Origin of the sequence: Kitasatospora sp. NPDC091335, assembly GCF_044757205.1 — a bacterium.
In the GTDB taxonomy this organism is placed as follows: Bacteria; Actinomycetota; Actinomycetes; order Streptomycetales; family Streptomycetaceae; genus Kitasatospora.
The window spans coordinates 116,574-132,928 of record NZ_JBIVUM010000023.1 but is presented as its reverse complement, the minus strand read 5'-3'; the positions used below and the strand labels follow the sequence as shown (position 1 = coordinate 132,928).

Genomic DNA, 16,355 nt, shown 5'->3' with positions numbered 1-16,355 from the left:
CAGCGCCCGCCCGTTCAAATGGACCAAGACCGCAGACCAGATCATCGAACGGATCTGCCGCTACTGCTCAAGAATCTCCGAACCAGCTCACTAGCCGGCCCGAGCCGCCCCCGTCGGCACTCGTTCGGGTGGACTGCGCGTGAACCGCCGTTTGGCGGGCGGGGATCGCGGCAGATTGTCCCCGAGGACGGCGGTCGGCGGAGGGGCACGATGACGGACACCTGGGCACTCTCGGAGGAGGAGTGGCTCGCCGGGATGGTGCGCGCCTACGTCGGGTGCAGCGTGCTGCTCACCGACGCGGCGGGCAAGGTCCTGCTGCTGAAGGCCAGTTACCGCGACCAGTGGCAGTTCCCCGGCGGCGGGATGGACCCGGGGGAGGGGCCCGCCGAGTGCGCGGCCCGGGAGCTGTACGAAGAGACCGGGCTGGCGGTCGGGCCGCTGCGGCTGCTCGTGGTGGAGTGGCGCGAAGCCATCCCCGACCAGGGCGAACACGCCCACCCCGCCGTGCAGTTCATGTTCGACGGAGGCACGGTCGCCCCCGGGGCGGTGGTCAGGGCGCAGCCCGAGGAGGTCGCCGACCACGGGTACTTCACCCCGGCGCGGGCCGCCGTCCTGCTGCAGCCCGGTGCGGCGCGCCGGCTCGCCGGGGCCCTGGAGGCCCGGCGGACCGGCGCCGCCGCACTGCTGCACTCCCACGGGTACGTGGGGTGAGGGACGGTCAGAGGAGGGTGCTCCAGTAGTACCAGAACCGGTTGAGCACCAGCAGCGCGATCACCGCCGCCCACAGCACCGGCAGCGCCCAGTGGTACCGCGCCGCCTCCCGGACGGCCACCGCCAGCCGCGGGCCCACCGGGATGACGCCGGAGCGCAGGTTGTGCAGCGTGGTGTACCAGAACAGCACCACCACCGTCGCCCAGACCACCATGCAGTACGGGCACAGCGCACCGATGTCGTACAGCGCCTGGTCGACCAGCCAGTGCACGAACACCACGCCCAGCGCGGTGCCCGCGTTCAGCCCCAGCCAGAACCAGCGCCGGTACGCGGCACCGGAGAGCAGCCCCGCGCCGATCGCGGTCAGCGCGCCGAAGGCGGCCAGCCCGAGCAGCGGGTTCGGGAAGCCGAAGACCTCCGCCTGGTCGGTGCGCATCACCGAGCCGCAGCTGATGACCGGGTTGAGGTTGCAGCTGGGGACGTAGGAGGGGTTCTCCAGGATGCGGAGCTTGTCGAAGGTCAGGACGGCCGAGGCGGCCAGCCCGACCAGCCCGCCGAGGAACAGCAGGAACGCGTAGGCGCGGCTCGCGCCGACCGGGGCCCGGCCGGCGTCGTCGGGTTCGGAGCGGGACAGGTGCACGGTGGTAGCGGCGGTCATGGCAGCACACTCCGGTGGCTGGCTGGGAGGAGCCGGCCCGGCCGGATGTTCGGCCGGGCCGGGTTGTGCCGTACGGTGCGGGGCCCGGCCTACCGGAGGCCGGCGGCCTGCTTCACCTGCGCGGTGAACTGCTCGGCCGGAACCACGGCGTTGCCGGCGAACAGGGAGATCGTCTTGCCGTCCACCTTGACCGTCGGGGTGCCGGTCACACCGCTGCCGTTGAACGCGTCGGAGACCTTGGCCGCCCACGGGGCGTAGGTCCTGTCGGTCACCGCCTTCACGAAGGCGTCCGTCTTCAGCCCGGGCACCTGGCCGGCCAGGTCCAGGATGTGGTCGACGTCGCCGAAGGCGTCCTCGCGCTCGTCCGGCTGGTTGGCGTACAGCACGTCGTGGAACGCCTTGAACTGGTCCACGCCCTCGTTCAGCGCGGCTCCGGCGGCGGCCAGCGCGGTGCGCGAGCCCTTGCCGCCGAGGTTCTTGTCCAGGAACGCCGCCAGGTGGAACTCCACCTTGATCTGGCCGTCCTCGGTGAGCTTCTTGACGGTCTCGCTGTTCGCCGCCTCGAAGTGCTTGCAGATCGGGCAGCGGAAGTCCTCGTAGATCTCCATGGTGTGCGGGGCGTCGGCCTTGCCGTAGGTGATCACCGTGCCGTCCGGGCCGGAGGCGTTGGCGGGCGCGACGAACGGTGCCGAAGCGGCCGCGGTGCCCTTGTCGCTCTTGTCCGAGGCCGAGTTGACCGCGACGGCGACGCCGCCCGCGAGGGCCAGGACGGCGACGGCCGAGACCGCCACCACGATCCGCTGACGGCGCTTGCCGGCCTGCTGCTCGCGGCGCTGCGCCTCCTGGATCCGCTCACGGGCACTGACGCGCTTGGCCTGCTGCTTGCTGGGGGTCTGAGCCATGGGGAAGTCAACTCCTGTACGCGGCGCGCGGGTGCGCGCGGGAAACCGCACGGGGTGCGGCGGGGCCGGGTGAACGCGGGAGTCGTGCGCACTGCCTGCGGGCGTACCGGGGCCGTCCGGCCGGGTACGGGGTTGATCGGAGGGGGAAGGGCGATCAGCAGGCAGGCGCGAAGGCGGGCGGACCACGCCGGGGTGCCGGGCTCAGCAGCACATCCTCGCGGCGCGGCCGCGGGCGGTCCGACACCGGCAGCGGCACCCGCAGCACCGGGCGGACCGGAGCCGGGGTCAGCAGGACCACCAGGGCGTGCAGCGGGGCGGCCAGCGACTCGCGCAGCGTGCGCATCGCCCGGGCCAGGCCCGACAGCGCCGCGTCGCCCAGCCGCAGCCAGGCCGAGGCCGCCAGCGCGATCACCAGGTGCGCCAGCAGGAGCAGCAGCTGGGTCGCCGCCGGTGCCAACTGCCCGACGTGGCCCAGCAGCGAGCCGTCCACCGAACCGCCGCCACAGACCAGCAGGTTCACGCCGCGGGCGGGCACCTGGCCGGTCAGCACCGGCGCACAGCCGGTCTGGCCCAGGTTGAACGTGGTGTTGAGCAGCAGCTCGACCGGCACCATCACGCCGGAGATGTGCAGCATCCGCCGCTCCCCGCCGGCCAGCACGGCCGCGACCAGGAAGACGACGACGCCCGCCGAGGCCACCAGCGGCAGCGGCAGCGGGCGGCCCGTGATGACCACCTGGCCCAACGCGGCCATGGGCACGGCGAGCGCGGTGAACACCGCGGCCCGCAGGGCCCTGGTCGAGGGGGAGGAGGTCGTCACGCTCCGGAGTATGCCATGGCGCTCACATCCGCACGAGGGCCCGTAGGTCCCTGGTCCGGCTGACGTGTCCTCAGTGGCTTGAGAGGTCTCCCGTGAGGTCTCCGGCAGGGTCTCGGGCAGGGCCTCCGGCGGACTCGACAGCGGCCGTACGCGCACTAGCCTGGAAGGCGTTCCCGCTGACCCGACGAGGGGGCGAGCGCACATGGCGAAACCCGAGACCACGGTGGGGCAGGTCCTGCTGGCCCGGATCGGGGCGCAGGCGGTGGTGCTGGCGGAGCTGGACGACGCCGTCCGGGCCGACGAGCCGGACGCCGTGCACCGGATGCGGGTCGCCTGCCGGCGGCTGCGCAGCGCCCTGCGGACCTTCCGGCGGCTGTTCACCGCCGGCGCCACCGACGAGCTGGTCGCCGAGCTGCGCTGGCTCGCCGCCGCCCTCGGCGGGGCGCGGGACCGCGAGGTGCTGGCCGCACGGCTGGCCGCCGAGGCCCGGGAGCTGCCCGCCGAGTGCGCGCCGCAGCGGGTCGCCGCGGCGCTGGAGCGGTGGGGCGAGGCCGAGTACCGCAAGGTCTGGCCCGAGGTGGTCGCGGCCCTGGACAGCCCTCGCCGCCGGGCCCTCGGCGAGGCCCTCGCCACCCTGCTGGCCGACCCGCCGCTGCGCCCGCGGGCCGCGCGCGGCGCCCTCCGGGAGCTCTCCCGGTTCGCCGCCCGGGAGCAGCACCGCACCGCCGAACGCGTCCGCGCGGCCCTCGCCGCCGCCCCCGAGGAGCGGGACCGGGCCCTCCACGAGGCCCGCAAGGCGGCCAAGCGCGCCCGCTACGCCGGTGAGACCGCGGCCCCGGCGGCCGTTGCCAGGGCCGAGCGCTTCGCGCGGCGGATGAAGGACGTCCAGGAGGTGCTGGGTGAGCACCAGGACGCCGTGGTCGCCGCGAGCACGCTCGCGGCCCAGGCCGCGAGCGGGGGCGAACCGTTCGGCTACGGCGCCCTGTACGGTCGCCAGCTGGCCACCGAGGGGGCCGCCAGGGAGCGGCTGCCGGAGGTCTGGCGGCGGGCGGGCAAGCGGAAGCTGACGCGGTTCGGGTAGGCGGACGCGGGCCGGCGGGAGCCCGCTACCGCGGGGTGAGCCCCGCCGAGCGGGCGGCCTCGCGCAGCAGGTCGTGCAGCATCGCGGTGGTCAGCCGGCCGGTGTTCGTGTTGCGCGGGCTCACGTGGTAGCAGCCGTACATCCGCAGGCCGGGGCCGCCGTCGCGGGCCGGGAAGGTGGCCAGGGCGGCGTGGCCGAAGGCCGGGCGGGGGCGGGGGACCCGCCAGCCGGCCTCCGCGATCACCGGGAGCATCGCCTGCCAGGCGAAGGCCCCGAGGGCGACGACCGTCCGTACGGTGGGGCGCATCAGCTCCAGTTCCCGGGTGATCCAGGGCCGGCAGGTGTCGCGTTCGGCGGTGCTGGGCTTGTTGTCCGGCGGGGCGCAGCGGACCGGGTCGGTGATCCGTACGCCGGACAGCTCCAGACCGTCGCCGTGGCGGACGGACTCGGGGCGGTTGGCGAAGCCGAGTTCGTACAGGGCGGCGTAGAGCAGGTCGCCGGAGGGGTCGCCGGTGAAGATCCGGCCGGTGCGGTTGGCGCCGTGGGCGGCGGGGGCGAGGCCGACCAGGACGAGCGGGGCGTCCGGCGGGCCGAAGCCGGGGACGGGCCGGGCCCAGTAGTCCCAGTCCAGGTAGGCGCGGCGCTTGGTCCTGGCGGTCTCCTCGCGCCACTCGACCAGGCGGGGGCAGGCCCGGCAGCCGGTGACGACGCGGTCCAGCGCGGTGAGGCCGGGGGCCAGGGCGGCGGCCTCCGCGGGGTGGCGGGGGTCGTCGGGGTCGTCGGCGGGGGACGGGGGCACGGCCACGGTCGGCATGGCCACGATCCTAGGGTTTCGGGGGCCGGGGGACGTTCGGTCCGCCGTCGTGCGGGCAGGCGTAGCGTGGAACCAGGTGTTCCGGCGGCCCCGGCCGGTCGGGTCGGCAGCGGCCGGGCACGTCGGTGTGCGCGCAGGGCGCGGGCCGCGAGGAGGCCGCGATGATCGTCGAAGCGGTGCTGGGAGCCATCGGGGGGCTGGCCGGGCTGGGGGCGATCTGGGCGGGGCTGAGCATCAGGGTCGTCCAGCAGTTCCAGAAGGGCGTGGTGTTCCGCTTCGGGCGGGTGCGCGAGGAGGTGCGCGATCCGGGGCTGGTGGCACTGATGCCCGTCGCGGACCGGCTGCGCAAGGTGAACGTGCAGATCGTGACGATGCCGATCCCGGCGCAGGAGGGCATCACCAGGGACAACGTGACCGTCCGGGTGGACGCGGTGGTCTACTTCCGGGTGCAGGACCCGGTGAAGGCCACCGTCAACGTGCAGGACTACAACTTCGCGATCTCCCAGGTCGCCCAGACCTCGCTGCGCTCGATCATCGGCAAGAGCGAGCTGGACGACCTGCTGGCCAACCGCGAACCGATCAACCAGGGACTGGAGTTGATGATCGACAGCCCGGCGCTGGGCTGGGGCATCGAGATCGACCGGGTGGAGATCAAGGACGTCGCGCTGCCGGAGTCGATGAAGCGCTCGATCGCCCGGCAGGCGGAGGCCGAGCGGGAGCGGCGGGCCAGGATCATCACGGCGGACGGCGAGTTCCAGGCCTCGGAGCGGCTGTCGGAGGCCGCGGCGGTGATGAGCGCGACCCCGGCCGCGCTCCAGCTGCGGCTGTTGCAGACCGTGGTGGAGGTGGCCGCGGAGAAGAACTCGACGCTGGTGCTGCCCTTCCCGGTGGAGCTGCTGCGGTTCCTGGACAGCGCGACGGAGGTGCAGCAGCGGAACCTGCTGACGGCCGCGGCGGCCGCGGCCGGGGCGAAGGCCGCGGAGGAGGCGGTGGAGAGCGGCGAGGTCCCGGAGGAGGAGCTCGGACCCGAGTAGCCGAAGCGCGAACTCCCGCCCCTGGAGGAGGTGTTGGAGCAGTCCCCGGTGGACCGCCCGGAGTCGGTGGACGGTCGGGTGGAGCGGGCCGCCCGCACCGGGCCGGACGGGGATTCCTGAGCGCGCCGCCCGGTGGCGACGGCCGTCCGGGCGGACCACGATGGACGAGGGGACGGGAAGCCAGGTCAGGAGGCGGACCATGACCAGAGCCGGCGACATCATGCACCCGGGCGCGGAGTGCATCCGTGAGCACGAGACGCTCGCGGACGCCGCCCGGATCATGCGGGAACGCGACGTGGGCGCCCTGCCCATCTGCGGGCCGGGCGACAAGCTGCTGGGCATCGTGACCGACCGCGACATCGTGCTGCGCTGTGTCGCCGAGGGGCGCGACCCGGCGTCGGTGACGGCGGGGGAGCTGGCGCAGGGGCGGCCGATGACGGTGGAGGCGGACGAGGACTGCGAGCAGGTGCTGCGGGTGATGGAGCAGTACCAGGTGCGCCGGCTGCCGGTGATCAACCACCCGGAGCACAAGCTGGTCGGCATGATCAGCGAGGCGGACATCGCGCGCGGGCTGCCGCAGGCGCGGGTGGCCGAGTTCGTCTCGGCGGTCTGTGCGGAGCAGTCGCCGGCCGGGGCCGCCCAGGGCTGACACTCCCGTGCGCGGCCCGTCGGTAACTTTGGTTGTCGAGAATGGATTCGACAACTAGAGTTGTCGGTATGACGTCTGTGGAGATCACTCATGAGGAGCGCGCCGAGCTGGCCACGGCCCTGCTCGGCGCGCTCGACCCGCTCGCCGCCGCCGTGCGCTCCCGCGCGAGCGGGGGCTTGCCCGCGGAGCGGATGTGGAACGCCGAGCCGGTCGAGGTCGCCCTCTCCGTGCTGTCCGCCTGGAAGCTGGTGGACGCGGAGGTCAAGCGGCTCACCGCGGTCGCGGCCGCCACGGCGGGCTCCTACGGCGCCGGCTACGAGCAGCTCGGCGCCGCCTGGGGCATCACCAGGCAGGGCGCCAGGAAGAAGTGGCCGGAGGCCGTCAGCCGTCCGCCGGCGCGGCCGGGATCGCTCGAACTGTTCGGGGGCACCGCCGAGTTGGACGAGGACGAGGCCTCCGGCGGTTGGCGCTGGACGGCCGTCGGCGCCGACGGCGCGACCGGCGAGGCGTCCACCGGACTCCGGAGCAGGGAGGAGGCCGCGGCACACGCCGGGGCCTTCCTCGCCGCGCACGCGGAAGGTTAGGGACGCGCCGCGCGCAGCTCCCGGGCGATCAGCTCCGCCAGGTGCAGGGCCCGGCGCCCGTCGGCGAGTTGGGCGATCTGGGTGCGGCAGCTGAAGCCGTCCGCCAGGACCACCGTCTCCGGCCCGGCGGCCCGGACCTCGGGCAGCAGCACCCGCTCCGCGATGGCCTCGGACACCTCGAAGTGGCCCCGCTCGAAGCCGAAGTTGCCCGCCAGGCCGCAGCAACCGGCGTCCAGCACCCGGTTGTTCAGACCGAGCCTGGCCTCCACCCGGCGGTCGGCGGCGCTGCCGAGCGCCGCGTGCTGGTGGCAGTGGGTCTGGGTGACGGCGTCCAGACCGATCCGGGGGAGCGGGGCGTCCGGGGCGTGCTCGTCGAGGAACTCGGCGAAGGTCCGGGTGCGGTCGGCGAGCGGGCGGCCGTCCGCGCCGAGCAGCCGGGGCAGGTCCTCGCGCAGGGTCGCGGTGCAGCTCGGGTCCAGGCCGACCACGGGGGTGTCGGCCGGGAGCCCGGCCGCCTCGAGCACCCGCAGGCTGCGCCTCAACACCCGCCGGGCGGTGCCGAGTTGGCCGGTGGAGTACCAGGTGAGACCGCAGCACACCGGGCCCGGGGGCAGCCTGACGTCGAAGCCCAGGTGCTCCAGCACCTCGACGGCCGAGCGCGGCACGTCCGGCTGGAGGTGGTCGGAGAAGGTGTCCGGCCACAGCAGCACCGACCGGGCGCCCGCCGGGGCCGGACGGCCGGCGCGGTGCCGCCGGTACCAGGCGGTGAAGGTCTCCGGCGGGAAGACCGGCAGCACCCGGCGCCCGTCGATCCCGCCGAGCCGCTTGAGCAGCCCGCCGGCCCGGGAGCGGGCGAGCGTGTTGGCGGCCCCCGGCGCGAGCGCGACGGCCCGCAGCCAGAGCGGCAGCCAGCCCATCGAGTAGTGCGCGAGCGGGCGCGGCCGGTGCCGGTAGTGCTGGTGCAGGAACTCGGACTTGTACGTCGCCATGTCGACGTGGACCGGGCAGTCGCTCGCGCAGCCCTTGCAGCTCAGGCAGAGGTCCAGCGCCTCCCTGACCTCCTCCGAGCGCCAGCCGCCCGGGACCGCTCCCCCGTCCCGGTGGCCGGGAGGTGCCCCCATCCCGCGCAGCATCTCGGCGAGCAGTCGGGCCCGTCCCCGGGTGGAGTGCCGCTCCTCGCCGGTGGCCAGGTAGCTCGGGCACATCACCCCGCTGCCCGGGGCCACGCACTTGGCGACGCCCACGCAGCGGTGCACCGCCGTGACCAGGCTGCCGCCGTCCTGCGCGTACGGGAGGGCCAGCGGCAGTGTGCGGGGCGGGGTGGTGACGAAGCGCAGGTCGGCGTCGAGCGGGCGGGGGTCGACCAGCGCGCCCGGGTTGAGCAGGTTCTCCGGGTCCCAGATCCGCTTGAACTCGCCGAACAGGGCGATGACTTCGGGCGGGTACATGCGCGGCAGCAGCTCGGCCCTGGCCTGCCCGTCGCCGTGCTCGCCGGAGAGCGAACCGCCGTGGGAGACCGCCAGGTCGGCGGCCTGCTCCAGGAACTCCCGGAAGACCAGCACTCCTTGGGGCTCGTCCAGCGGGAAGTCGATCCGCAGGTGTACGCAGCCGTCGCCGAAGTGCCCGTACGGGACGCCGTGCAGGCTGTGCCGGCGCAGCAGGGCGCGCAGGTCCCGCAGGTAGTCGCCGAGCCGCTCGGGCGGGACGGCGGAGTCCTCCCAGCCGGGCCAGGCCTCGCCGCCTCCCGGCAGCCGGGTGACGATCCCCGCGCCCGCCTCCCGGACGGCCCACAGCTGGCGCTGCTCGACCGGGTCGGTGACCAGTGCGACGGTGGCCGACCGCTCGCGGCGCACCGCGTCGGCCAGGGTGCGGGCGGCCTGGTAGGCCTCCAGCGGGGTGGCGCCGCCGGTCTCCAGGAACAGCCAGCACTCGCCGGCGGGCAGCCGGTCCAGCGCGGGCGGGCGGGGCCCGGCGGCGAGCAGCGCGGTGATCAGGTCGGCGGCCATGCCCTCGGCGGTCAGCGGACCGTACGGCAGCAGGGCGGGGACGGCGTCGGCGGCGGCGCCCTCGTCGGGGTAGCCGGCCACCACCAGGGCCCGGGCGGGCGGGTCCTCGACGAGCCGGACGGTGGCGCCGAGCAGCAGCGCGCAGGTGCCCTCGGTGCCGGTGAGCGCCCTGGCCAGGTCGTGGCCGTGCTCGGGCAGCAGGGCGTCCAGCGGGTAGCCGGAGGTGCGGCGGGGCAGCTGCGGCATGCCCTGCCGGATGACCGCGAGGTTGCGGTCGGTGAACTCCTGGAGCCCGGTGTGGAGTCGGCCGACCGGACCGCCCTGCGCGGCGAGCGCGGCGCGCTCCCCTGAGGTGAGCCGACCGCCGACGGTCAGCTCGGTGCCGTCCGCGAGCAGCAGCTCCAGCCGCTCGACGTTGTCGGCGGTGCGCCCCCAGGCGAGCGAGTGCGAGCCGCAGGAGTCGTTGCCGATCATGCCGCCGAGGGTGCAGCGGCTGTGCGTGGACGGGTCGGGGCCGAAACGCAGCCCGTACGGCCTGGCGGCGCGCTGGAGGTCGTCCAGCACGGTGCCGGGCCGGACCCGCGCGGTGCGGGCCTCCGGGTCGACCTCCAGCACCGCGCCGAGGTGGCGGCGGAAGTCCAGCACCACCGCGCCCGGGCCGATCGCCTGCCCGCCGATGCTGGTCCCGGCCCCGCGCGCGACCACCGGCACCCGGTGGGCGCGGCAGAGCGCCAGCGCGGTGCGCACGTCGTCGAGGTCGGCGGGCTTGACCACGCCGAGCGGCAACTGCCGGTAGTTGGAGGCGTCCTGGCTGTAGACGGTGCGCTCGGCGGCGCCGAAGCGGACCTCGCCGCGCAGCACGGCGGCCAGCTCACGGGCCAGCGCGGCCCCCGGGTCGGCGGACGGACGGCTCACCAGGGACCTCCCGGGGCGGGTGCGGCGACGGCCCCGCCGATGATTCCAGGCACCGGCCCGGACCGGTACCGGGCGCGACGGGGGTACCGCCGACGGGGTGTCGCGCGGCACCCGCCGGGAGCCCCGGCCGCCCGCCGAGGTGAGGGCCGGGCGGGCGCGCGCTATTTCCGCCCGGTGAGCGTGCCGCGCGCGATGTGGGAGAGCTTGGCCACCTCGAAGGCCGGGTAGGCGCCGCCCGCCAGCAGCGAGAACTTGATCCCCTCGCGGCCGCCCGGCCGACGGTGGCCGGGCGGCTGGAAGCGCCGGTGGTGCTCGGCGGCCCGGTGGAAGAACTGCGGCCGCTCGACGCGGGAGACGCAGCCGGCCAGGTCGAAGACGAACAGGTAGTGCCGGATCATCCGGACGAACAGTGCCTCGCGCACCGCGTACAGGTGCGGCTGGTCCTCCAGCAGGGCGAAGCTGCGCTCGTACTGCTCGAACAGGTCGAAGACGCTGCTGCCGGGGCCGCCCGCCGGATGGACGGTCTCCCTGCGGCGCAGCTGGACGCATTCCCGGGCCAGCACGGCGGCCTTCCGGGCGCCGAGCAGGGCCGCGTGCACGACCGGGACCTCCTCGTGGCGGCCGGGCGGGAAGGCCAGGCCCAGCCCGGCCCAGTGGTCGCGGCGGATCAGCCGGTCCCAGATCAGCGGCGGCGCGCCGAACAGCGCGGGCCGGTCGAAGGGGGCGAAGGGTTCGGGGCCCGCCTCCGCGAGCAGCGCCTCGGCTCCGCCGGGCCAGTCCCGGTCCTGGTGGCGGCGGGAGTGGCCGAACAGCAGCACGTCCACCGGGCCGGTCTGCCGGAGCCGGTCGGCGAGCGCCTGGAGCGCGTCCCTGGGCAGCAGGTGGTCGGCGTCGAGGAACAGCAGGTACTCGCCGGCCGCCCGCGCCGCCCCCGCGGTGCGGCTCGCCCCGACCCCGACCGCCGCGTTCAGGTGCAGCACCGACACCCGCGGGTGCCGCGCCGCGTAGGCGTCGGCGAGCCCGGCCGCGGTCTCGGGGGAGCGGTCGGCGACCACGATCACCTCGACGTCGGCCAGGGACTGCGCGAGCAGCGAGTCCAGGCAGTCGGCGAGCTGTTTCTGCCGGTCGTAGGCGGGGAGCACGACGCTGATCAGGGGTGAGGGCATGACGCCGGAGCGTAAGAGGGCCCGCGAACCGTGGCAAAGGCTCGACGGCGGGTATTTCCCCGCAATCACCGACAAATCGTACGAGTGTGCGCCATATCTTCACGCCGCCTTCCGGGCGTGTCCACGCCCGTCCCGACCTGCGGCGATACGCGCCGGGGCCCGCGACGCGGGGTGCGTCGCGGGCCCGGGGGCCGAACGGGGCGGCTCAGTACCAGTGGTGGTTCTGCCAGAACGACCAGGCGGCGCAGGGGCTGCCGTAGCGGGTGTTCATGTAGTCCAGGCCCCACTTGATCTGGGTGGCCGGGTTGGTGCGCCAGTCGGCGCCGGCGGAGGCCATCTTGGAGCCGGGCAGGGCCTGGACCAGGCCGTAGGCGCCGGAGGAGGCGTTGACGGCGAGCGGGTTCCAGCTGCTCTCGCGGAAGACGATGTTGCTGAAGCACTGGAGCTGGCCGGCCGGGACGATCTGGGCGGCGATCTGCTGCGGGGTGCCGGAGTAGCCGGCCGGGGCCGCGGCGAGGTTCTGGCGCTCCTGGGAGCGGGAGGCGGCGGCCTCGGCGTCGGCCTTGGCCTTGGCGTCCGCCTGGGCCTGCGCCTCGGCCTGGGCCTGGGCCTGGGCGGCGGCGTCCGCGTCGGCCCTGGCCTGGGCCTCCTGGGCGGCCTGCTCAGCGGCGGCAGCAGCGGTGTCGGCCTGGCCCTGGTCGGCGACCGGCTCGCCGTCCACCGCGACGGCCGCCACGGGGGCGGCCTCGGTGGTGGTGTTCCCGGCCTGCGGGATGGCGAGGGCGGCCGTGGCGGCGCTCGCGACCACGAGGGTGGCGATGCCGGTGATCAGGGAGTTGCGGCGGGCATGGCTGAGCTGGCTGAGCTGCATGAGGCGGACGATCCTTCTCCGTCGGGGGCCGTGCCGGTGGCACCGGGGGCGGGGCATCGCGGCGGCTCCGGGTGAGCGGGGCCGGTGCGGCCGCCCTGGACGGCCGTGGCGCCCCGGCCGAAGCGGCGGGGCGGACGGGCTGCGCGGCGGGGGTGGTCGGTCGCGCTGCCCGGCGACGGGCCATTCTTGGCAGGGCCGGGGACGGGTGGCAAAGGGGTCCGCTACTACGCCGAGTCGTGGTTGCAGGGCGGGCGCAGCAGTGATCGGCGGTTGATTTGGTGGAGTTTGTTCGTATTGCGAGCCTGTGGGGCGAGGCCGGGGAGCGGTGGTGGAACGCAAGGGCGCCAGGTGCGGTGGCCTGCGTCCTTCGGGCGGGACGCGGTCGCGGGCACTCCGGCCGGGGTGGCCCGGCGGTGGAGCGGAGGGGGCTCCGGGGCGCTCGTCCACTATCGGGGGTCGTACGTGGGGATGCCCCTGTGGGCGGGCTCACACGTTCGCGGGGGCGGCATCGGCGCAGCGTGAGCGGCCGGTCACGGCGCCCCGCCCCGGCTGTACGGGAGCGAAGCGGGGCCCAGGGGGCGTGGGGCGCGGGAAGAAACGGCGCCGGGCCCGGGAGCCTCCGCAACGGCTCCCGGGCCCGGCGTTCCCGCGCGGGGCGGACGGGTCAGGAGCCCGCCGCCACCGCGGCCCGCCGCCGTCGGCCCACCACGGCCGAGGCCGCCAGCACGATAGCTGCGGCGACCAGCGACAGGTACATCTGCTTGCGCCCGTCGGCGTCGGTGAACATGTACACCATGACGAACCCGATCATGCCCATGGCCGTCCAGGTCAGGTACGGGTACAGCCACATCCGCACGGTGTGCCGCTCGGGCATCTCGCGCTCGATGATCTTGCGCATCCGCAGCTGGGTCGCGCAGATCACCAGCCAGACGAAGAGCGCGACGGCGCCGGAGGAGTTGAGCAGGAAGGCGAACACGGTGTCCGGCGAGGTGTAGTTGAAGAACACCGCGACGAAGCCGAAGACCACCGAGGAGAGGATCGCCACCCGCGGCACGCCGCGCGGGGTCACCGTCGCGAAGGCCTTGGGCGCGTCCCCGCGCTGGCCGAGCGAGAAGGCCATCCGGGAGGCGGTGTACATCCCGGAGTTGAGGCAGGACAGCACCGCGGTCAGCACGATCACGTCCATCACCTGGCCGGCGCCCGCGATGCCGATGTGGTCCAGCACCGCCACGTACGGGCTGGCCTTGACGTCGGCGGAGTCCCAGGGCAGCAGGGTGACCACCAGCAGGATCGAGCCCAGGTAGAAGATCCCGATCCGCCAGATGACGCTGTTGGTGGCCTTGCTGACCGCCTTCTCCGGGTTCTCCGACTCGCCGGCGGCCAGGGTGACGATCTCGCTGCCCATGAAGGCGAAGACCACGGTGAGCATGCCGGTGAACACCGCGCCCACCCCGTGCGGCAGGAAGCCGCCGTGCCCGGTCAGGTTGCTGGCGCCGACCGCGTGGGTGCCGGGCAGCAGGCCGAAGGCGGCGAGGGTGCCGATCACCAGGAACGCGGCGATCGCGACCACCTTGATCCCGGCGAACCAGAACTCGAACTCCCCGTAGGAGGCGACCGAGAAGAGGTTGGTGGCGGTCAGCACGCCCATCACGATCAGCGCCCACCCCCACTGCGGGACGCCGGGGACCCAGTTGTTGAGGATCTTCGCGCCGGCCGTGGCCTCGACCGCGAGCACCACGACCCAGAAGAACCAGTACAGCCAGCCGATGGAGAAGCCGGCCCAGCGGCCGAGCGCGCGGTCCGCGTACGCCGAGAAGGAGCCGCTCTGCGGGTCGGCCGCGGCCATCTCGCCGAGCATCCGCATCACCAGGACGACCAGCGCGCCGGCCAGTGCGTAGGAGAGCAGGATGCCCGGTCCGGTGGTCGCGATGCCCGCGCCGGAGCCGACGAACAGACCGGCGCCGATCACGCCGCCGATGGCGATCATCGACAGGTGGCGGTTCTTGAGCCCGGCCTTCAGGTGGCCGTCGCCGCCGTTCCCGGCCGGCCCCGGCTGGTGGGGGACCTTCGTGGCCGTCGTGGGCTTGGTGGTGTCCGCACTCATCAGGGTGCCCTGTGCCTTTCCAGCGCGGCGTTGTCCCTCGGCTCGACGCGCCGGAGGGTGGGGGACTGACCCGCGCATTGCGTCGCAACCTAACTTCTATGCACCGATGATCGGAACAATCTTTTGGTAACTGTTCGCTCAACGGACACAAAAGCCCTGGTCAGAGCGGGTGCGAAAGTGGCATGAAAACCTCAAATCTGACACATCGTCAGCCTTCGGAAGGGTTCCCAAGCTCTGTCGGGGCTCACATCGCCCCGGGGTGGGCGGTCAGACCGGCCGCACGTCGAGGATCGTGACGGACGTCTCGTCCGCCGGTCGCCCGGTCAGCCGGGCGGCCAGGATCCGCGGGATGTCCGTCTCCTGCGAGTATCCGGGCAGCACGGTCACCTCCGCGCGCCGTACGCCGGACTCGCCCCGCACCGCGTACGTCACCAGGTAGCCGTACCGCTCCGGCGGCGGCGCCTGGTCCCCGCCCTCCGGGCTCCGGGCGATCATCCGCATCGACCTCCTCGGTCCCATTGTCGGCGCGGTGTGGCCGATCGCCGCGAATCCGGGCAGAGTGGGACTCTCGGGACATGTCGTAGGAGCATCCCGAGCGTTCTCGGAGCCGGCCGGCACCCGGCGCCGGTCAGGAGCGACCCCATGCAGACCACCTGGAAGGGGACGATCAGCTTCGGGCTGGTCAGCATCCCCGTCCACCTGTACTCCGCCACCCAGGAGCACGACGTCCCGCTGCACCAGGTGCACGCGAAGGACGGCGGCCGGGTGCGGATGAAGCGGTACTGCGAGCGGGAGGAGAAGGAGGTCCCGTACGCGGAGATCGCCAAGGGGTACGAGTCTCCCGACGGGCGGACCGTCACGCTCTCCGACGAGGACCTCGCCGACCTGCCGCTGCCCAGCAAGAAGATCATCGACGTGCTGGCCTTCGTGGACGAGGGCGAGATCGACCCGCTGATGTTCTCCAAGGCCTACTACGTGGGCGTCGCCGACAAGGCCGCCGCCAAGCCGTACGCGCTGCTGCGCGACGCGCTCACCGAGTCCGGGCAGATCGCCGTCACCAAGATCGCGCTGCGCACCAGGGAGTCGCCCGCGGTGCTGCGGGTGCACGACAACACCCTGGTGCTCCAGACCTGCATCTGGCCCGACGAGGTCCGCCCGGTGGCCGGCATCGCGCCCGAGGAGGGCGTCACCGTCCGGCCGCAGGAGCTGAAGATGGCGCGGTCGCTGATGGACACCCTCTCCGAGGACTTCGACCTGGCCCAGCTGCACGACGACTACCAGCAGGCGCTCCAGCAGGTGATCACCGCGCGGCTGGAGGGCGTGGAGATCCCGCACGAGGAGGAGCCGGGCGAGGCGCCGGACAACGTGATCGACCTGATGGAGGCGCTGCGCAGCAGCCTCAAGCGGGCCAAGGGCGGGCGGGGTGCCGACGACGGCGCCGAGGAGGAGAAACCCGCGCCGCGCAAGCGGTCCCCGGCGAAGAAGGCAGCCGCCTCGGAGGCTCCGGAGGCGGCCCCCGCGAAGACCTCCGCGAAGACCTCCGCAAAGAGTTCCGCAAAGAGCTCTGCCGGGAGCTCGGCGGCGAAGAGCCCGGCGGCGAAGAAGACCACCACCCGGAAGTCCACGGCTCCCCGCAAGGCCTCCTGACCCTCCCCGGGCCAGGCGTTCCTCCCGTCCAGCCGTCCAGCACTGGAGGCGATCCCGATGGACCTGCTGACCTACAAGGAACTCGACGCCCAGGCCGAGGCCCAGGCCGAGGCCCAGGCCGAGGCCCAGGCCGACGCCGACACCGGCCCCGAAGCCCGGAGGGCCCGGGGCTTCGGGCACCGCCTCTGGCACTGGCTGCTCAGCCTCAGCCCCACCGTGGTGACGTTCATGATCGCGCTCTCGGTCGGCCTCGGCATGATCGCCGTCCAGGTGAGCCTGCTGCCGGTGCTGGTGCCGATGGCGATCTTCTGGGGCCTGACGGTCGTCGCGATGGGGGGCGTGGTCGCCCGCTGGATGACCCCGGGGCCGGGCCGGCACCGGATGGCGTCCTGACCC

Annotated in this window: 16 protein-coding genes; 7 read left to right on the top strand and 9 right to left on the bottom strand. The window is 74.1% G+C overall.

All coding sequences use genetic code 11. The features are described 5' to 3' along the window. Nucleotides 1–210: 210 nt before the first annotated feature. Entirely contained in the window at nucleotides 211–711 is a 501-nt protein-coding gene (locus tag ACIQOW_RS35015; protein WP_401091876.1) for an NUDIX domain-containing protein, read from the top strand. A gap of 7 nt (nucleotides 712–718) precedes the next feature. Here ACIQOW_RS35015 and ACIQOW_RS35010 read toward each other — a convergent pair whose 3' ends face one another. The 3 genes from ACIQOW_RS35010 to ACIQOW_RS35000 form a co-directional block, all read right to left on the bottom strand. Then, nucleotides 719–1,369, bottom strand: coding sequence for a vitamin K epoxide reductase family protein (locus ACIQOW_RS35010; RefSeq protein ID WP_188300498.1), 651 nt, complete (start codon nucleotides 1,367–1,369; stop codon nucleotides 719–721). A gap of 89 nt (nucleotides 1,370–1,458) precedes the next feature. Further along, nucleotides 1,459–2,271 (bottom strand): thioredoxin domain-containing protein, encoded by an 813-nt coding sequence (locus ACIQOW_RS35005; protein ID WP_401091874.1) that lies wholly within the window; start codon nucleotides 2,269–2,271, stop codon nucleotides 1,459–1,461. Nucleotides 2,272–2,425: 154 nt separating this feature from the next. Further along, the gene (locus ACIQOW_RS35000) at nucleotides 2,426–3,088 is read right to left on the bottom strand and encodes a hypothetical protein (protein ID WP_401091873.1); all 663 of its coding nucleotides are present in this window, start codon (nucleotides 3,086–3,088) and stop codon (nucleotides 2,426–2,428) included. 202 nt (nucleotides 3,089–3,290) lie between these two features. Here ACIQOW_RS35000 and ACIQOW_RS34995 point away from each other — a divergent pair, with 202 nt between their 5' ends. Next, nucleotides 3,291–4,169: a CHAD domain-containing protein gene (locus ACIQOW_RS34995; protein WP_401091871.1), complete on the top strand. Its 879-nt coding sequence runs from the start codon at nucleotides 3,291–3,293 to the stop codon at nucleotides 4,167–4,169. A gap of 25 nt (nucleotides 4,170–4,194) precedes the next feature. Here ACIQOW_RS34995 and ACIQOW_RS34990 read toward each other — a convergent pair whose 3' ends face one another. Further along, a complete protein-coding gene (locus ACIQOW_RS34990) occupies nucleotides 4,195–4,983 on the bottom strand; it encodes a uracil-DNA glycosylase (RefSeq protein WP_401091869.1) in 789 nt (262 codons plus the stop codon). A 161-nt stretch (nucleotides 4,984–5,144) separates the two neighbouring features. Between ACIQOW_RS34990 and ACIQOW_RS34985 the strand changes: the two genes are divergently transcribed. The 3 genes from ACIQOW_RS34985 to ACIQOW_RS34975 all read left to right on the top strand — a co-directional run bounded on the left by ACIQOW_RS34985 (nucleotide 5,145) and on the right by ACIQOW_RS34975 (nucleotide 7,250). After that, nucleotides 5,145–6,017 carry an SPFH domain-containing protein gene (locus tag ACIQOW_RS34985; RefSeq protein WP_401091868.1) on the top strand — a complete coding sequence of 291 codons (873 nt, stop codon included), beginning with the start codon at nucleotides 5,145–5,147 and terminating at the stop codon, nucleotides 6,015–6,017. Between the two features lie 199 nt (nucleotides 6,018–6,216). Next, the gene (locus ACIQOW_RS34980) at nucleotides 6,217–6,666 is read left to right on the top strand and encodes a CBS domain-containing protein (RefSeq protein ID WP_401091866.1); all 450 of its coding nucleotides are present in this window, start codon (nucleotides 6,217–6,219) and stop codon (nucleotides 6,664–6,666) included. Between the two features lie 68 nt (nucleotides 6,667–6,734). Continuing rightward, nucleotides 6,735–7,250 (top strand): hypothetical protein, encoded by a 516-nt coding sequence (locus tag ACIQOW_RS34975; protein WP_401091864.1) that lies wholly within the window; start codon nucleotides 6,735–6,737, stop codon nucleotides 7,248–7,250. Here ACIQOW_RS34975 and ACIQOW_RS34970 read toward each other — a convergent pair. The 5 genes from ACIQOW_RS34970 to ACIQOW_RS34950 all read right to left on the bottom strand — a co-directional run bounded on the left by ACIQOW_RS34970 (nucleotide 7,247) and on the right by ACIQOW_RS34950 (nucleotide 14,807). After that, complete coding sequence (locus ACIQOW_RS34970; protein WP_401091862.1) at nucleotides 7,247–10,171, bottom strand: FAD-binding and (Fe-S)-binding domain-containing protein; 2,925 nt, start codon at nucleotides 10,169–10,171, stop codon at nucleotides 7,247–7,249. The two genes, ACIQOW_RS34975 and ACIQOW_RS34970, sit on opposite strands and share 4 nt — an antisense overlap. Before the next feature lie 161 nt (nucleotides 10,172–10,332). Further along, entirely contained in the window at nucleotides 10,333–11,337 is a 1,005-nt protein-coding gene (locus tag ACIQOW_RS34965; protein WP_401091860.1) for a glycosyltransferase family 2 protein, read from the bottom strand. Nucleotides 11,338–11,542: 205 nt separating this feature from the next. Next, nucleotides 11,543–12,208: a transglycosylase SLT domain-containing protein gene (locus ACIQOW_RS34960; RefSeq protein ID WP_401091858.1), complete on the bottom strand. Its 666-nt coding sequence runs from the start codon at nucleotides 12,206–12,208 to the stop codon at nucleotides 11,543–11,545. 664 nt (nucleotides 12,209–12,872) lie between these two features. Next, complete coding sequence (locus ACIQOW_RS34955; RefSeq protein WP_401091856.1) at nucleotides 12,873–14,312, bottom strand: amino acid permease; 1,440 nt, start codon at nucleotides 14,310–14,312, stop codon at nucleotides 12,873–12,875. Nucleotides 14,313–14,579: 267 nt separating this feature from the next. After that, nucleotides 14,580–14,807: a hypothetical protein gene (locus ACIQOW_RS34950; RefSeq protein ID WP_401091854.1), complete on the bottom strand. Its 228-nt coding sequence runs from the start codon at nucleotides 14,805–14,807 to the stop codon at nucleotides 14,580–14,582. A gap of 147 nt (nucleotides 14,808–14,954) precedes the next feature. Here ACIQOW_RS34950 and ACIQOW_RS34945 point away from each other — a divergent pair, with 147 nt between their 5' ends. Together ACIQOW_RS34945 and ACIQOW_RS34940 are read left to right on the top strand one after the other, a co-directional pair. Beyond that, a complete protein-coding gene (locus tag ACIQOW_RS34945) occupies nucleotides 14,955–15,959 on the top strand; it encodes a Ku protein (protein WP_401091853.1) in 1,005 nt (334 codons plus the stop codon). Between the two features lie 57 nt (nucleotides 15,960–16,016). Further along, entirely contained in the window at nucleotides 16,017–16,352 is a 336-nt protein-coding gene (locus ACIQOW_RS34940; RefSeq protein ID WP_401091852.1) for a hypothetical protein, read from the top strand. Nucleotides 16,353–16,355 lie beyond the last annotated feature (3 nt).

Excerpts from the sequence above, each read along its gene's own strand:
- ACIQOW_RS35010 (WP_188300498.1), bottom strand. The coding sequence starts at position 1,369 with ATGACCGCCGCTACCACCGTGCACCTGTCCCGCTCCGAACCCGACGAC.
- ACIQOW_RS34995 (WP_401091871.1), top strand. The coding sequence starts at position 3,291 with ATGGCGAAACCCGAGACCACGGTGGGGCAGGTCCTGCTGGCCCGGATC.
- ACIQOW_RS35015 (WP_401091876.1), top strand. The coding sequence starts at position 211 with ATGACGGACACCTGGGCACTCTCGGAGGAGGAGTGGCTCGCCGGGATG.
- ACIQOW_RS34980 (WP_401091866.1), top strand. The coding sequence starts at position 6,217 with ATGACCAGAGCCGGCGACATCATGCACCCGGGCGCGGAGTGCATCCGT.
- ACIQOW_RS35005 (WP_401091874.1), bottom strand. The coding sequence starts at position 2,271 with ATGGCTCAGACCCCCAGCAAGCAGCAGGCCAAGCGCGTCAGTGCCCGT.
- ACIQOW_RS34950 (WP_401091854.1), bottom strand. The coding sequence starts at position 14,807 with ATGATCGCCCGGAGCCCGGAGGGCGGGGACCAGGCGCCGCCGCCGGAG.
- ACIQOW_RS34940 (WP_401091852.1), top strand. The coding sequence starts at position 16,017 with ATGGACCTGCTGACCTACAAGGAACTCGACGCCCAGGCCGAGGCCCAG.
- ACIQOW_RS34960 (WP_401091858.1), bottom strand. The coding sequence starts at position 12,208 with ATGCAGCTCAGCCAGCTCAGCCATGCCCGCCGCAACTCCCTGATCACC.
- ACIQOW_RS34955 (WP_401091856.1), bottom strand. The coding sequence starts at position 14,312 with ATGAGTGCGGACACCACCAAGCCCACGACGGCCACGAAGGTCCCCCAC.
- ACIQOW_RS34990 (WP_401091869.1), bottom strand. The coding sequence starts at position 4,983 with ATGCCGACCGTGGCCGTGCCCCCGTCCCCCGCCGACGACCCCGACGAC.
- ACIQOW_RS34975 (WP_401091864.1), top strand. The coding sequence starts at position 6,735 with ATGACGTCTGTGGAGATCACTCATGAGGAGCGCGCCGAGCTGGCCACG.
- ACIQOW_RS34965 (WP_401091860.1), bottom strand. The coding sequence starts at position 11,337 with ATGCCCTCACCCCTGATCAGCGTCGTGCTCCCCGCCTACGACCGGCAG.
- ACIQOW_RS34985 (WP_401091868.1), top strand. The coding sequence starts at position 5,145 with ATGATCGTCGAAGCGGTGCTGGGAGCCATCGGGGGGCTGGCCGGGCTG.
- ACIQOW_RS34945 (WP_401091853.1), top strand. The coding sequence starts at position 14,955 with ATGCAGACCACCTGGAAGGGGACGATCAGCTTCGGGCTGGTCAGCATC.